Source organism: Cytobacillus firmus (genome assembly GCF_023657595.1).
GTDB lineage: Bacteria > Bacillota > Bacilli > Bacillales > Cytobacillaceae > Cytobacillus > Cytobacillus firmus_B.
In genome coordinates, this window is record NZ_CP098323.1 from 181,828 (window position 1) to 197,598 (window position 15,771).

15 protein-coding genes are annotated in these 15,771 nt (G+C 41.0%); 12 read left to right on the forward strand and 3 right to left on the reverse strand.

The window, feature by feature from the left end; translation table 11 throughout:
- Window positions 1-102: 102 nt before the first annotated feature.
- From NAF01_RS24915 to NAF01_RS01060, 9 genes are all read left to right on the forward strand, one after another.
- Window positions 103-228, forward strand: a complete 126-nt coding sequence (locus NAF01_RS24915; RefSeq protein ID WP_258752018.1) for a hypothetical protein — start codon at window positions 103-105, stop codon at window positions 226-228.
- A 96-nt stretch (window positions 229-324) separates the two neighbouring features.
- Window positions 325-2,127, forward strand: coding sequence for a glutamine--fructose-6-phosphate transaminase (isomerizing) (gene glmS, locus NAF01_RS01025; protein WP_048008707.1), 1,803 nt, complete (start codon window positions 325-327; stop codon window positions 2,125-2,127).
- 220 nt (window positions 2,128-2,347) lie between these two features.
- Entirely contained in the window at window positions 2,348-2,779 is a 432-nt protein-coding gene (locus tag NAF01_RS01030) for a DUF4275 family protein (RefSeq protein ID WP_434964682.1), read from the forward strand.
- Window positions 2,780-2,923: 144 nt separating this feature from the next.
- Window positions 2,924-3,313: a ribbon-helix-helix protein, CopG family gene (locus NAF01_RS01035; protein ID WP_048008708.1), complete on the forward strand. Its 390-nt coding sequence runs from the start codon at window positions 2,924-2,926 to the stop codon at window positions 3,311-3,313.
- A 273-nt stretch (window positions 3,314-3,586) separates the two neighbouring features.
- Window positions 3,587-4,540: an ABC transporter permease gene (locus NAF01_RS01040; RefSeq protein WP_095245830.1), complete on the forward strand. Its 954-nt coding sequence runs from the start codon at window positions 3,587-3,589 to the stop codon at window positions 4,538-4,540.
- On the forward strand, window positions 4,530-5,483 hold the full coding sequence (locus NAF01_RS01045) for an iron chelate uptake ABC transporter family permease subunit (RefSeq protein ID WP_250801550.1): 954 nt from the start codon (window positions 4,530-4,532) through the stop codon (window positions 5,481-5,483). Before NAF01_RS01040 ends, NAF01_RS01045 begins: the two co-directional genes overlap by 11 nt.
- Window positions 5,480-6,247 carry an iron ABC transporter ATP-binding protein gene (locus tag NAF01_RS01050; protein WP_048008711.1) on the forward strand — a complete coding sequence of 256 codons (768 nt, stop codon included), beginning with the start codon at window positions 5,480-5,482 and terminating at the stop codon, window positions 6,245-6,247. The genes NAF01_RS01045 and NAF01_RS01050 overlap by 4 nt, the downstream gene beginning before the upstream one ends.
- A gap of 198 nt (window positions 6,248-6,445) precedes the next feature.
- A complete protein-coding gene (locus NAF01_RS01055) occupies window positions 6,446-7,471 on the forward strand; it encodes a siderophore ABC transporter substrate-binding protein (protein ID WP_197212801.1) in 1,026 nt (341 codons plus the stop codon).
- Window positions 7,472-7,852: 381 nt separating this feature from the next.
- The gene (locus NAF01_RS01060) at window positions 7,853-8,491 is read left to right on the forward strand and encodes an O-methyltransferase (RefSeq protein WP_250801551.1); all 639 of its coding nucleotides are present in this window, start codon (window positions 7,853-7,855) and stop codon (window positions 8,489-8,491) included.
- A gap of 53 nt (window positions 8,492-8,544) precedes the next feature.
- Here NAF01_RS01060 and NAF01_RS01065 read toward each other — a convergent pair whose 3' ends face one another.
- On the reverse strand, window positions 8,545-9,381 hold the full coding sequence (locus NAF01_RS01065; protein ID WP_248346546.1) for a TetR/AcrR family transcriptional regulator: 837 nt from the start codon (window positions 9,379-9,381) through the stop codon (window positions 8,545-8,547).
- Between the two features lie 94 nt (window positions 9,382-9,475).
- Here NAF01_RS01065 and NAF01_RS01070 point away from each other — a divergent pair, with 94 nt between their 5' ends.
- Window positions 9,476-12,562, forward strand: a complete 3,087-nt coding sequence (locus NAF01_RS01070) for an efflux RND transporter permease subunit (RefSeq protein WP_250801552.1) — start codon at window positions 9,476-9,478, stop codon at window positions 12,560-12,562.
- Window positions 12,563-12,814: 252 nt separating this feature from the next.
- Here the strand turns inward: NAF01_RS01070 and NAF01_RS01075 are convergent, their stop codons facing one another.
- Window positions 12,815-14,038: an MFS transporter gene (locus tag NAF01_RS01075; RefSeq protein ID WP_250801553.1), complete on the reverse strand. Its 1,224-nt coding sequence runs from the start codon at window positions 14,036-14,038 to the stop codon at window positions 12,815-12,817.
- Window positions 14,039-14,218: 180 nt separating this feature from the next.
- Between NAF01_RS01075 and NAF01_RS01080 the strand changes: the two genes are divergently transcribed.
- Together NAF01_RS01080 and NAF01_RS01085 are read left to right on the forward strand one after the other, a co-directional pair.
- The gene (locus NAF01_RS01080) at window positions 14,219-14,782 is read left to right on the forward strand and encodes a hypothetical protein (protein ID WP_250801554.1); all 564 of its coding nucleotides are present in this window, start codon (window positions 14,219-14,221) and stop codon (window positions 14,780-14,782) included.
- A gap of 65 nt (window positions 14,783-14,847) precedes the next feature.
- Window positions 14,848-14,982: a BA3454 family stress response protein gene (locus NAF01_RS01085; RefSeq protein WP_115596637.1), complete on the forward strand. Its 135-nt coding sequence runs from the start codon at window positions 14,848-14,850 to the stop codon at window positions 14,980-14,982.
- Window positions 14,983-15,032: 50 nt separating this feature from the next.
- Here NAF01_RS01085 and NAF01_RS01090 read toward each other — a convergent pair whose 3' ends face one another.
- Window positions 15,033-15,728 (reverse strand): hypothetical protein, encoded by a 696-nt coding sequence (locus tag NAF01_RS01090; protein WP_197249081.1) that lies wholly within the window; start codon window positions 15,726-15,728, stop codon window positions 15,033-15,035.
- Window positions 15,729-15,771 lie beyond the last annotated feature (43 nt).

Consider the following 15,771-nt stretch of genomic DNA (forward strand, 5'->3'; position numbering starts at 1 on the left):
TATTCAAGAAGAGAAAGGTGGATAGTGAGAGAGAATAGTAATTTAAAGCGCCTGAACTAATCCTGGACGTAAGGATTAGTTGACGAGGAGGAGGTTTATCGAATGTTCGGCGGATGCCTCCCGGTTGAAAGCACAACCGATGATTTCTTCTTTAAAACATTCAGGCAACTGAATGGACAAAGAGAAGGGAATGCTAAAATTAAGAAACGCTCTTCTAAGAGGCTGTAATGCCCCCAGAGCGGCGTATATAAAAAAAACAGAGATAAGGGGCAGGACTGCCCCGAAAAGGCTTCTTGCCCCTTCATTATTAGGAGGAAAAGAAGTATGTGTGGAATCGTTGGATATATCGGAAGCTTAGATTCAAAGGAAATTTTATTAAAAGGCTTGGAAAAGCTTGAATATAGAGGATATGATTCTGCTGGAATCGCAGTTATGAACGATAATGGCGTTCAGGTTTTCAAGGAAAAAGGCCGTATTGCGGACCTTCGCAATATTGTTGATGAAGATGTGATGGCAAACACAGGAATTGGACACACCCGCTGGGCGACTCACGGTGTTCCAAGCACAGTCAATGCCCACCCTCATCAAAGCAATTCCAGCCGTTTTACGCTTGTTCATAATGGCGTTATTGAGAACTATGACATTTTAAAGCGCGAATACTTGCAGGGAGTAGCTCTTCAAAGTGATACAGATACAGAAATCATCGTTCAGCTGATTGACTTATTCGTGAGCGAGGGATTAAGCACTGAAGAAGCGTTCCGTAAAACGCTGACACTTTTAAAAGGCTCTTATGCAATTGCTCTTTTGGATGCTGAAAACAATGAAACGATTTTTGTTGCAAAAAACAAGAGCCCGCTTCTAGTTGGACTAGGTGAAACTTTCAATGTAGTCGCTTCTGACGCAATGGCGATGCTGCAGGTTACTGATCAGTATGTTGAACTGATGGACAAAGAAATTGTTATTGTCACAAAAGATGCTGTTCAGATTCAGACTCTGAATGGTGAGGCAATCAGCCGCGATCCATATACAGCTGAATTGGATGCAAGCGACATTGAAAAGGGAACATACCCTCACTACATGCTGAAGGAAATCGATGAGCAGCCTTTAGTGATGCGCAAAATCATCCAGAAGTATCAAAATGATCAAGACGAGCTGACGATCGATCAGGAAATCGTTGACGCGATGAACGATGCTGACCGCATTTATATCATTGCTGCAGGTACTTCTTATCATGCAGGACTTGTTGGAAAGCAGTTTATTGAAAAAATCGCAAAAATTCCAGTTGAAGTTCACATTTCAAGTGAGTTTGGCTACAATATGCCATTGCTTTCAGAGAAGCCGTTATTTATCTTTATCTCTCAGAGCGGTGAAACAGCAGACAGCCGTGCCGTGCTTGTGAATATTAAGGAAATGGGCCATAAGGCGTTAACGATTACAAACGTTCCAGGTTCAACTCTATCCCGTGAAGCGGATTACACATTATTGCTTCATGCTGGCCCTGAAATTGCTGTTGCTTCTACAAAGGCATATACAGCCCAGATTGCTGTATTATCCATTCTTGCAGAAGTCACTGGGAAGAGCCGGGGATTGGAGCTGGACTTCAACCTTGTACAGGAGCTCGGCATCGTTGCGAATGCCATGGAAGTTCTTTGTGATGCGAAGGAAGAGTTCGAAGACATTGCACGCAAATTCCTTTCCACTACTCGCAATGCGTTTTTCATTGGCCGTGGAATCGACTTCTATGTCGGCCTTGAAGGTGCACTTAAATTGAAAGAAATCTCATATATTCAAGCTGAAGGCTTTGCAGGCGGAGAATTAAAGCACGGAACCATTGCTTTAATCGAGAACGGTACGCCAATCATTGCCCTGGCAACTCAAGAAAGTGTTAACTTAGGCATTCGCGGCAACGTCAAAGAGGTTGTTGCCCGCGGTGCAAACCCTTGCATCATTTCCATGAAAGGGCTGGAAACAGAAGAAGACAGCTTTATCATTCCGGAAGTGAACGAGCTATTAACACCTCTTATCTCTGTAATACCATTACAATTAATCTCTTACTATGCTGCGCTGCATCGCGAGTGTGACGTAGATAAGCCGCGTAACCTGGCTAAGTCAGTTACTGTGGAGTAAGAAAATATTCCCCCTGAAACGAGTGAAAATTGGAGGATTGCCTCCAGTTTTCCTCGTTTTTTTTGTCCAAAAGCGGGGAAGCAGGATTCTGACAAAAGACAGGAGAATAAAGAAGCAAATTAGGGAACAACCAATTAATAAACGCCAGTGGAATCCGCGAGTTTAGTTAAATAAAATGAAGTTATCATAATAACAAGTGGGTGTTAGATTGGATTATATAATAGACTTGGCAGAATCGATAACAAGTAAAAAAGTGAAAGTAAAAGAAATACCTAAATGGGGAGCATATCTGAGAAAGCAAAGGGAAGAAAGTTTTGCTAACCATCTCAGTGATAAAGAAAAGAAGTCCATTTATTTTTATGACGATGAAGATGGCTTTTGTGGCTACTTATGGCACTTATTTAGTTATGAGAGAAGGAAGTGCTTAAAGGAGGAACATGCTGATATAGCGTTTAATAAAGAAATGAAGGAGTCTTGTTACGTTTTTTATCAGCATTCTGATGATGCTCTTATCCTTGAAAATGCTTCATCTTTAACAGCCATGGACTTTGTAAATGAAGAGGATATTTACGTAGTAGATAAAGAGTTTAGTTGGACTTATATAGTGACCCATGAAACAGGCTGGTGCGGTCCATATTTTAGCCGGAAGTGATCTTAAATCTTTTACATTTTAAGAAGAGAAGGCAGAGGCAAGAGAACCTATTCTCAGCGAGTTACAAATTCAGTCAGGATTTACAATCGTTTTTTTTAAGGGTATGATTTTTATAGATGGATAATTGATTATGGGAGCGGAATAATGAAAGAATTAACATTCAAATCTTACGACCAATTTCTCCAATTTAATGAACATAAAGCGATGGAAAAAGCGGTCATGAAGGGACTTCAAGGAGATGAACTGGTAAAGTTCAAGCTTGAATTTCTGCAAAGAGCCAAAACCATGTGGAAAGAGTATGATTGTGATCTTTGGCTGGAAAAACACGGGTATGTCATCATAAACGTTTGGAAAGATGGCAGCGGCAAAAGAAAAGTGACAAGAGGACGACCAAAAAAACTGGATTCTGAAAAATACGTACATACCGTTCACGTCAGGCTAGATGAGGAAACGTATAGACAGCTGACGAATCACTGCCAGGAGAATCAGATCGACGTATCTGAAGCTATTCGGTGTCTAATTAAAACACTATAGAGGAAAGATGGGAGATTCAACTTTTGAGTTTGGATCTCCTTTTCGTTTAGATGCTTTACTGAAATGAGAATAATTTGAGGCAATTTCCGTAATTTGCTATCTGCCTCTTTTCTTTTAGTATTTTTTGTGATACATTAAATGTGTTAGAGATTGATAATCATTTTCAATAGTGTTTTATACATATAAAGGTTCTTTTTTTTGCTATTTAATGATAATGATTATCATTCTTTTAAAGTAGTTTTATAGATATTAAACAAGTAATGAGGGTTATTAATGAGATTATGGATGTTAGGAATTGCAGCCATTGTTCTGTCTTTTATCTCGCTGTTTATCGGTGCAATAGATATAACGCCTAAGGATCTGCTTAATTGGGAATCAGATGAAACACATATCTTCCTTATCAGCCGCATTCCACGTCTATTGGCGATTATTTTAGCGGGGGCAGGAATGAGTATTGCCGGTTTAATTATGCAGTCTTTAAGCCGCAATAAGTTTGTATCACCAACAACAGCCGGAACTTTGGATGCAGCAAAACTGGGTATTTTAATTTCCATGCTGTTTTTTACGAATGTCACTTATACACAGCAGGTTATTTTTAGCTTTGCCTTTGCTTTGGCAGGTACATTTCTCTTCATGCAGATTTTAGATCGTATAAAATTTAAAGATGTTATTTTCGTTCCGTTAATCGGAATTATGTATGGAAATATACTATCTTCGATTACAACGTTTCTTGGATATGAAGCTGATCTGCTGCAAAATCTATCTTCCTGGCTTATGGGAAGTTTTACTTTGATTATTGCCGGCCGTTATGAGCTTTTATATGTTAGTATTCCCGCTATTATTCTGGCGTATCTTTATGCGAATAAATTTACGGTTGCCGGAATGGGTGAGGATTTTGCAAGAAATCTTGGCTTAAGCTATAAGCTGGTACTGAATATTGGCCTGGTCCTTGTTGCGGTTATCTCAACAACGGTGGTTCTTACTGTCGGAGTTATTCCATTTTTAGGACTAATCGTTCCCAATATTGTCTCCTTATATTTAGGTGACAACCTGCGCAAAACAATTCCGCATACAGCGGTGCTGGGAATTGTCTTCCTATTAATATGTGACATTTTGGGGCGCATCATCATTCATCCTTATGAAATTCCGGTTAATGTAACCGTGGCAGTGATAGGCAGTGCTATCTTCTTAACGATGCTGCTAAGGGGGAGAGCATATGCGAAATAGTACAAAATTGATGATTTTAGCAGCTATGGCCATTGTGTTTATTTTGTTATATGGCTTTTATGATATTAAAGGCGGCTTTGATTATGCTTTTCCAAAGCGTATGCTCCGGGTCACAGCGATGATCATTACAGGAATCGCCATTGCTTATTCCACAGTTGTGTTCCAGACCATTACACATAACCGCATTTTAACACCATCTGTTATGGGCCTTGATTCCATGTATCAAGTGGTACAGACATTAATCTACTTTTTTGCAGGGTCGATGTCAGTGTGGGTGTTAAATAAATACTTGAACTTTGGCGCAGCCATTTTAGCCATGGTCATCTTTGCCCTGATTTTATACCGGGTTTTGTTCAGGGCTGATAAGCATCCCATTTATTTTCTTCTCTTAATAGGGATGATTATAGGAACACTCCTGGGGAGCTTTGTCACATTCCTGCAGGTATTGATAGATCCAGTCGAATATTTAAGTCTTCAAAGCCGGCTGTTTGCGACCTTTACAAATGTAAAAGCGGAGTTATTATTTATTTCAATTGGCATCCTTGCTCTGGCATTTCTTTATGGCTACCTTATTATGGGAAAACTGGACGTGATGTCGCTTGGCCGTGAAAATGCGATGAATCTAGGCATTAACTATGACGGTATGGTGATGAGAATTTTAATCTTATCGTCAGTTTTAATCGCTACATCAACTGCGCTGGTTGGTCCCATTACCTTTTTTGGACTGATTGTGGCCAATCTCTCCTATCAATATCTGGTGACATATAAACACTCCATCCATATTGTAGGGGCAAGCTTAATCAGTATCATTGCATTGGTCGGCGGTAATTTCCTTGTTGAGCATATATTTGAACTGCGCACCACATTAAGTGTCATTATTAATTTTGTTTGCGGAATTTACTTTATTTATCTATTACTTAAGGAAAGCAGGGCAGCAGGATGATTGAAATCATAGGATTAACAAAACAATTTGGTAAAAAGCCTGTTGTAGAGGATGTTACAGTCACAATCGAGCCAGGGACCATCACCTCTTTTATTGGACCGAATGGCGCTGGTAAATCAACGCTTCTTTCTATGGTAAGCCGTTTATTAGAAGCAGATACAGGTGAGGTATTGCTCGATCAAAATAATGTGAAAAAGTGGAAGTCTTCGGATTTTGCAAAAAGAGTATCCATTTTGAAACAGGCCAACTACCTTAATGTGAGATTAACAGTTCGTGAGCTGGTGTCTTTTGGGCGCTACCCCTATTCAAAAGGACGTTTGTCCGCTGCAGACGAAAAGTTTGTTGATCAAGCCATTGAATATATGAATTTAGCTGATATGGAAACTAAGTATTTAGATGAATTATCAGGCGGTCAGAAGCAGAGGGCATTTATTGCCATGGTCATTGCTCAGGATACGGATTATATCCTGCTGGATGAGCCTTTAAATAATCTGGATATGAAGCATTCTGTTCAGATTATGAAAATTTTGCGCAAGCTGGTTGATGAACTTGGAAAGACAGTTGTCATTGTTTTGCATGACATAAATTTTGCATCTGTTTATTCTGATCGTATCGTAGCCTTAAAGAATGGCCGGCTGATGAAAAATGGGCCGACCAGTGAAATCATTAATTCTGATGTGCTTCGTGAAATTTATGATATGGATATTCCCATTCAAGAACAGGATGGATGCAGGATTTGTGTCTATTTTAACTCGCATACATAAGCAGCATATTCCTGGAGAAATCTATTATATTTCTCCAGGGATCAGCTTATCTTGTGTGTCAAGTTTTTGTATTACTGGAAAATAATTTAATAAAATTCACGGAAAGTTATTGACTAATAAAGATTAATCAATAATAATTATCATCATAGTTGATAATGATAATCAATATCAATAAATATAAAAAGGGAGAGTAAAAAAATGAAAAAAATATTTTATGCACTGTTAGCAGCAATGGTATTATTGCTTGCCGCATGTGGATCTGCCGAAGAAGCTTCAAAAGAAGAATCAGCTGATAAAGCTGCAGCAGAAACAAATGGATCTGGAACTGAAGAAGGAAGCTCTGCATATCCCATGACTGTTTCCCCGACAGTTGCTTCAGTAGAAGGCAATGAGGGCGGTACAACTAATTTTGAAGATGTAGAATTTGAAAAGATGCCTGAAAGAATTGCTGTATTTGATTATGGTTTCTTAGATACATTAGATGCTCTTGGGGTTAAAGGAATTGTCGGTGTTGCGAAGGATTCTACTCTGCCTGCACACCTTGAAAAGTATGCTTCAGATGAGTATGAAAGTGTTGGCGGATTAAAAGAACCATTACTTGAAGATATTGCTGAAATGGATCCGGATGTAATCTTTATCTCGGGGCGCCAGTCAGCATTCTATGAAGAATTAAAAGAAATTGCCCCTGTCGTATTTGTTGGTACTTCTGACGCTGACTACTGGAACACCTTCCAATCTTCTGTAGACCTGGCAGCGAAAATGTTTGATAAAGAAGCAGAAGCTGAAGAATACACAGCGAAATATGAAGCAGCTTTAGAAGATATCAAAGCTTTAGCCGGAAACTATGAAAGCACTTTAGTAACTATGTACAATGAAGGCAAATTATCGGGTTTCTCAACTAATTCCCGCTTTGGCTACATCTATGACATATATGGATTCAAGCCGGTAACAGAAGATATCGAATCTTCTTCTCATGGTTCTAACTTCGGCTTTGAAGCGATCCTGGAATTTAATCCGCAAGTGTTATTCGTAATTGACCGTACAGCAGCGGTTGGCGGCGACTCTAATATTAAAGCTGATATGGAAAATGAAATCGTTAAGAAAACGGATGCTTATAAAAATAAAAAAATCGTTTACTTGGATGGACCACTTTGGTACCTGAGCGGAGGCGGTTTACAATCAGAGCTTGCTAAAATTGAAGAAGTCTTAGCTGAGCTGAAATAATCTATGTGTTAGGGGCTGTCTGGAGAATCTGAATTGACTCTCTGGCGGCCCTTTTTAATAGGATGTTTTCATAAAGTTTGTGCTTTTTCATAATTTAGTTTAATTTTCTGAGTTGATCTTCGCTGTGGGCACTTGATCCTCGAAAATGCTGACGCATTTCCTTCGTGCGGTGTTCAATCGAGGAAGCCTATTCAATGTCCTGCGGGAGGAGAGGGAAGTGTGAGACCCCGCAGGCGAAGCCGAGGAGGCTCGCATTCCTCCCCGCGGGTTCGCTGCGTGCCTGGAGTGGAAATCAACGGGCAGAATTCATAAACAAAAACAACAATCTTTGAAAAAAATCCTTTTAATAAGAATAATCCATTTTAATAAGGGGTGGAAAATATGAAGCAAATTAACAGATATATAGATTCAGTTTTTTATAGCCAAGATGATATTCTAGAGGAAGTTCTTGCTTCTATAAAAGAGAATGGTATGCGACCCATATCCGTTTCTCCTGCTACTGGTAAGTTTCTTACGATGCTGGTATCTGTGTCAGGAGCAAAAAATGTCCTTGAGATTGGGGCGCTTGGGGCATATAGCGGCATTTGTTTAGCGAGGGGATTCAATCAGGCAGGAAATTTAACATCCCTTGAGCTCGTAGAGAGCTACGCAGAATTAGCACACAATAATCTGGGAAAAGCCGGGTTTGGAGATCAAGTATCCTATTTGACCGGACCCGCTTTGCAAAGCCTCGAACAGCTTGTCAGCGATCATCGGCAATTTGATTTCTTCTTTATCGATGCAGATAAAGAAAATTACGAAAACTATCTGAATTATTGCATCAGACTGGCGGAAAATGGGGCTTTAATTGTTTGTGATAATGTATTGGCCAAAGGCAGTGTAGCAGATGGGAGTGCTGAACCTGGACGTCATACTGAATTCATGAAAAAATTTAATAAAATAGTGGCTGACCATCCTCAATTGGAATCTGTGCTTATTCCGATTGGTGATGGGCTGACGATCTCGAAAGTAGTAAAATAAATGTTTTACAATACACAAAAGGCAGGATGCTATAGCATTCTGCCTTTTATTTACTAAAGTTCGTAGTAATTTAAGAGCAGAGAAGCAATCCATTTGCTTTGAGGGCCGTTTCTGATATTTGTAATCAGCCCCTGTACGATAGCGGGACTCAGGCTGCGCTCCTGTACATCCTTCTTTAGGAGGATGAGTGATTCCTTTTCAATTGAATCTTCTAGTTCCTCTATTTTCTGCGCCATGATTTCAATCATTTGCCCGTCTGTCATCTCTTCATGTCCGGCCTTCCTGAACGTGTCATAGAGCTCGTCTGTTATAAACGGGATTTCCGAGTGCTTTGCCAGCAGGTCCGTTTTTTCCGCAAGTGACCGGCACAGAATGTCCAAATCCAAAGGTACATTAAAAAATAAAAATAAATGAGAGTAAACATGCATGAAGCCTTTAATGCAATAAATTAAATCATATTTTGTATGCTGGACAGCCTCACCATATAGCTGATCAATCATCGATAGGGTGATATCATCGATTAATTGATCAAAGTGGCGGCCTTTTGATATAAGTTCTTCATTAAACGTATGCGCTTGTTCCTTTATAAAAATCTTGGCGAAATCAGAATGCTTTTGAAAGGAGTGGAAGGTGGTGTAAAAAAACTTCCTTAAAAGCTCTCCGCCTGTGTTATTCGGGTCCTTGACTATTCGGTCAATATCTGAGACAAACTGCTCCATAAACTGATCGATCAAAGCCATGATCAATTCATCTTTTGATTTAAATGATAAGTAGAAAGCTCCTTTGGAAATACCGGAGTGCTCGGTGATCTGCTGAACAGAGGTAGCTTCAAACCCTTGCTTGGCAAAGAGTTCTAAAGCGCTTTCCATAATTAATTGCTTCTTGCTCATGTAAGAATGTCACTCCTTTATGATTGACAAATGACCACCTGGTCATTATTATATGTAATTGAGTCTAATAAGTCAATTTAGGGTAGGTGCACAAGTGAAAGGGTTAGTGAATTTTGTCCTGCAGAATAAACTTGCGGTCTGGCTGTTAACAATTATTATCACGGTATCTGGCATTTATTCAGGTACACGGATGAATATGGAGACTATTCCGGATGTCTCAATTCCTTACTTAATGGTAATGGACGTATATCCGGGGGCAACTCCTGAAAAAGTGATGGATGATGTGTCCATCCCAATCGAAAAGGACGTCGAAGGTCTTGAAGACGTTAAATCTGTTTACTCAAATTCATATTCTAACATGTCGAATATCCAAGTGGAATATGAATATGGTATTGATATGGACGAAGCCAAGCGTGCTCTTCAATCGGCTCTGGATGCAGTGGAGCTGCCGGAAGGAGCACAGGAACCGACCATTACGGCCATCAGCATGAACATGATGCCGGTTGCTGCGCTGAGTGTAAGCAGCAAATCAGAGGATATCGTTGAGTTAACTTCAACGGTAGAAGATATCATACTGCCAAAACTTGAAAAAATCGATGGTGTAGCATCAGCGACCATCACGGGCCAGCATGTGGAAGAAGTGCAGCTCACATACAACGAAGAAAAATTGGCTGAGCTTGAGCTCACCGAAGATAAAGTAAAGGAAATGATTCAGGCAAGCAACATGGCTGTATCATTGGGACTTTACGAATTTGAAGAAGGTGAACAGGCTGTCGCAGTGGACGGCAAGTTCATGACCGAGGATGAATTAAAGAACATGCTCATCCCGGTAACACCAACCGCACAAAACCAGTCACCTTTTGTAAAGCTGAGTGACATTGCCGAGATTGATACGGTCGGCAGAGTGCAATCTGTATCCCGTACCAATGGTGATGATGCCATTGCCATTCAAATCGTCAAAGAACAGCAGGCTAACACTGTTGAAGTGGTCAACAATGTCAAAGAATTAATCAAGGAAGAAAAGGAAAAGATTGATGGCCTTGTCATAGATCTTTCACTTGACCAGGGTAAGCCGATTGAAGAATCCGTTTCAACTATGATTGAAAAGGCTGTGTTCGGCGGGCTGATCGCAGTCTTGATTATTTTGCTGTTCCTGCGTGATTTTAAATCAACGATCATCTCGATCGTATCGATTCCAGTTTCGATTTTTATGGCGCTCCTATTGCTTCACTGGATGGATATTACGCTGAACATCATGACATTGGGAGCCGTTACGGTTGCCATTGGCCGTGTTATTGATGACTCAATTGTAGTCGTTGAAAATATTTACCGCCGCCTTCATCTGAAGGAAGAAAAACTGACAGGGCGCGCACTTATTCGAGAAGCTACGATTGAAATGTTCAAGCCAATCCTCTCCTCGACATTGGTAACCGTTGCTGTATTCGCGCCGCTCATTTTTGTCGGAGGAATGGTTGGCGAGCTGTTTACGCCATTCGCTTTGACCATGACTTTCGCGCTTGGTGCTTCACTTCTTGTAGCGATTACCATTGTTCCGGCACTATCTCATTTCTTGTTCAAAAAGAAATTATATAGTGAAAAAACGGAAGGCAGCCACAAAGAAGCTGGAAAGCTATCAAAATGGTATAAAGGCATACTTGAGAAGTCTCTTAATCATAAGATTATTACTTCCATCATTGCCGTTGTCCTGCTGGCAGGAAGCTTAGCACTGACACCAATGATTGGATTCAGCTTTATGGGAAGTGAAGAAGAAAAAGTGATGTACTTAACGTACACACCTGAAGCTGGAGAACTGAAAGAAGAAACATTAAAGAACGTTGAAGCAGTAGAAGAAAAAATGCTTAAACGCGATGATATTGACATCGTTCAAATATCTGTAACCGAAGAAGCGGACCAAATGGCTGCCATGATGGGCGGAGGTGCAGGCGGTGCCTTAATGTACCTGATTTTTGACCCTGAGATGGATAACTTCCCTGAAGTCCGGGAAGAAATAGAAGATTATGTGTTTAATATCGGACAATCTGGTGAGTGGAAAAGCCAGAGCTTCACATCTATGTCCGGTTCAACCAATGACGTCAGCTACACATTCTACAGTGAAGATTTAGATAAACTGAATGACGCTGTCAAAATGGTCGAAGACGTGATGAAGGAAAATAAAGAGTTGGAGGATGTTTCATCAAGTGCAGAAGATGCCTTTGTTGAATATACCTTCAATGTGGAGCAGGATGAACTGCTGCAGTACGGTCTGACAGCAGGTCAAATTGTCATGATGCTGAATCCTTCAAACACCAAGGATGTTCTGACAACGATTGAAAAAGATGGTGAGACGCTTGAAGTCATCGTCCAGCAGGAGCAGGCGGAACAGCCAAAATCCATTGATGATATCCTGGAGACTCAAGTGCCGACAGCAATGGGTACAACGATGCCTCTTTCCGAGCTGGTCACAGTGGAAGAGGGTACAACACATAACACGCTTGCCCGCAGTAAAGGCGAGTACTACGCAACCGTATCAGGCAAGGTAAAAGGCGATGACATCTCAAAGGCTACTTCTGCAGCAGATGAAGCGATTGATAAATTGGATCTGCCGAAAGGTGTAACAGTCGGTGTAGCCGGCGTTCAGGCGGATATGAATGAGACATTCACACAGCTGGGCGCTGCGATGCTTGCTGCGATCGCGATTGTGTACTTTATTCTGGTTGTCACATTCCGTGAAGGAGTGGCGCCATTTGCGATCCTCTTCTCCCTTCCATTTGCTGTGATTGGTTCGTTTGTTGGCTTATTAATTGCCGGTGAAACCATTTCGGTATCGGTCATGATGGGAATGCTAATGCTAATTGGTATCGTCGTAACCAATGCCATCGTTCTGGTGGACCGGATCATCCATATGGAACGTGACGGCCTGGTCATGAGGGAAGCCGTGCTGGAAGCGGGAGCAACCCGCCTTCGCCCTATCCTGATGACAGCCATTGCAACAATTGGCGCATTAATTCCACTGGCCATCGGATCCGGCGGCGGTGGAGGGCTTATCTCCAAAGGCCTTGCGATTACCGTTATCGGCGGTCTGGCAAGCTCGACACTATTGACCCTGATCATTGTGCCGATTGTGTACGAAGTATTATCGAAGATGTTTAAGAAAAACCGCAGAGAAATCGAAGAAAATTAAAAGGAAGCCCTGCAGGATATAATAGTCTGCAGGGCTTTTTCGTCAGAATTATATTTTTCATGGGATTTGCGGTGTCTTTCATGGCCAATATTTAATATTTTCAGAGTCAGTGCGCGGATATCGGTCAGTTTTTTATTTTATCGGTCACCTCACTATATTTATCGGTCAGATTCCTACTATATCGGTCACTTCGCTACATCAGCTTTCCAGCCAGATCATAGTGCAAACATTACTCAGACTCTTAACAAAATCTTAAATACCCCTAATGAACTCCCTCTTTTCTTTCACAAGATCCACTCTTGCAAACAGAAGTGCATACATAATAGTAAAAATAAGATACGATAAGCCAATAATCAGGCTAAGAGTCCTCGGAGCAAAAATCGCCAGCAGGAATCCTGCTGTGCCCATGGAGATAGCCAGTGAAAGGTTTGAAACCATCTGCATTAAACCAAAAAAAGTTCCCTGCCTGGACCGGGGGATGAACTTCATCATAACGGTATCCAGGCAGATGTTGCCGATTCCGCCCGCAAAGGTGATCAGCAGGACAGTGAAAAGAGCTGCGTAAAAGCTTGGCGCGAGACTTAGTAAAATATGACCGGTGCCTTCTAAAGCGATGAAGATGATCGCAAGTGCCAGGAGGCCGCGCTTCAACATATGAGAAAAAAAGGAGCTTAGAATAAGACCAATCCCCAATGCGCCATACATAAAACCAACACCCAATTCACCCATATCAAAAACTTCCAGTCCATATATGCTGACAAGGATATTGTCTATACCATTGGCGAGCGGCATGGTCAGCATCATGATAAAAAAGGCAATCATGACAGAAGAGCCAAGAATGAGTTTCCCTGGTGAAATGGCTGCAGATGTCCTCGACTTCATTCTAGTTTCCTCGGAAACTGAGGGGAAAACCATCCTGGAGATGAAATATGCTGATAACAGAAAGGTAAGGCCGTTAATCATGAAAGCAGCCTGGTTTCCGAGAAAGTAGGCGAGGATCCCGCCGGTGCTTGATCCAATAATGAGGACGGCACCAATCATAATTTGTTCTATCGCATTCACATATATAAGCCTATCTGATTTTACAAGGGCAGGTATTGCAGACATTCTGGCTGGTGAATAGATGGCGTCGCCCATTGAGATCAGGAATGCACTCGTATATACAATCCATAGATCCCCGGGTTCTCTTACGAAAAGAAGGCAGAGGACCGCCGGCACTCTCAATAAGTCCACTGTCACCAGAATGGCCTTCTTGGAAAAACGGTCTGCGAGCATGCCTCCTATTGGAGCAATGAAGAAAAAAGGTGCCATGCGGATAGCGAATAAAAGTCCGATTGCGACACCAGAGCCGGTTACGCGGTAGAGCAGTGCGAGCAGCGCAACCTGTGTAAACCGATTTCCAATTCCATTAATGACACCAGCCCAAAAGAGCTTTTGATAATTCTTCTCCTGTTTCCATACAGTCCAATTTGTCATGTTAACGCACCTCAGTGAAAAGTGATTCGATAATTATCTAATTTGCCGGGAGAGGTAATTGATTAGATATACATCTAATTAGATTATATTCAAATTAGCTTGTTTGCACAATCATAAATTTTTCGATGATGAAACTTTATCCTGTTTCGACTCGTAAAGATGATAAAGGAGGCGGGTGCGATGAAATTAATATTCGAGGCCGTATTTCTTTTCATTGTTATCTATTTCAGCTATCACTACATTATCCTCATAACCAAAATGAAGAAAACTGCCCTTATTCCTTCAGGTAAGATTGATCTGAGTGCAGTAAGGAAATTCCCGCAAAAAGCTTCGGATAGCCCTATTATCTCCAAGAACAAACTGGGGCTGACTATGTATGCTGTCATGCTTGTATTTCTAATCGCTATGTTTATATTCGGTAAATATAATATGAAGTTCAGCTGGACCTATCTCTATCTTCTGTTCATCCCTTTAATCAATGCCAAAGATCTCCTGAATGTATTTGCAGTCTATGATGACGGCTTTATAAGCGGAAGCAGGTTTGTTCCATGGAAAAGCCTAAAATCCTTTCATTTCAAAAAAATAGACCTAAATCACAAATACTATGGGTTTTCTTCGGAAGTAAACGAGGGCTATGAACTTATCCTTAAAACAAAAATGTCCAGCCATAGTCTGGTTGTAACGGAACAGGAAATGAAGGAAAAGCTGGTTCGTGTGTTGGAAGAGAAGGCGAAAACGACATAGAGAAGTTTTAAAACGTCCTTTTGTTGGTATTTATATAATAAAACATCAGGAAAGGATTAAGAGAAATGAAAGAAATTACAGTAACTGTTGACTATGAAGGCTTAAAATATCAAACGAATATTATTACCAATAAAGAAGCCGGCGAAGAGGAAATAATAAAGCAGGCAGAAGATCAGATCAGGAAACAGCTGAATAACTAAGTGAAAATGAACCCCCTTAACCTGAAAAGATAAGGGGGTTAACTATGGGTTCAGCGGAGTTTTTGATTTAGTTTTTGCTGAAGCATTTCTATTTTATTTGGCAGGACAAATAAGTACTCTATTAAACTCTCCAAGAGCTCCATCAGCAGAGCGGCCATTTCCTGATCAATATCCTTTTCAAGATCAAGCATCTCGTAAAAGGGACTGCCAGGCTGCGCCAGCTGGCTTAATGACTGGAGAGGCTTTGCTAAATCAACATGCTTGGGCAGCTGTTCAAACTGCTTTGACAGGTTTTGCCCCTTGACCTCTTCACCGAGAAAGTTTTTTAAAATGCTTTCAAGAACCCTCTTGGACATCACAGCTGTTGCCACCGTATCTCTGGAATAGCTGACATTTAACGCTGATTTGTAGGCTCGGGTGAGGTCTCCCGGCACTTCCTTTATTTTCTCCAGCTGAGTCAGGAGCTCCTTTGCTGAATTAGGATCATAGATGTAGAGAATCGTCTCGTCACTGGATTGGTCAGCTTGATTAAGAATCATGATAAATACCGATTCTTTTTTACAGGCAGAACAATTCCCATGGGAAAGAATGCTGGACTTGCTTGTATGATTATAATTTGCTTTAATCGTAAAATGGCTCGGTTTGCTGCATTTTGGGCACTCGCACTGGACACTTGATGGCAGCTTCCTATAACCAAATTGACTATGAGAAATAATTTGTGCCGGCAACACTCTTCTCACTATCATTTCCCCCCGCTAGATTACTATTTTTCCATTCCATTACAATTAA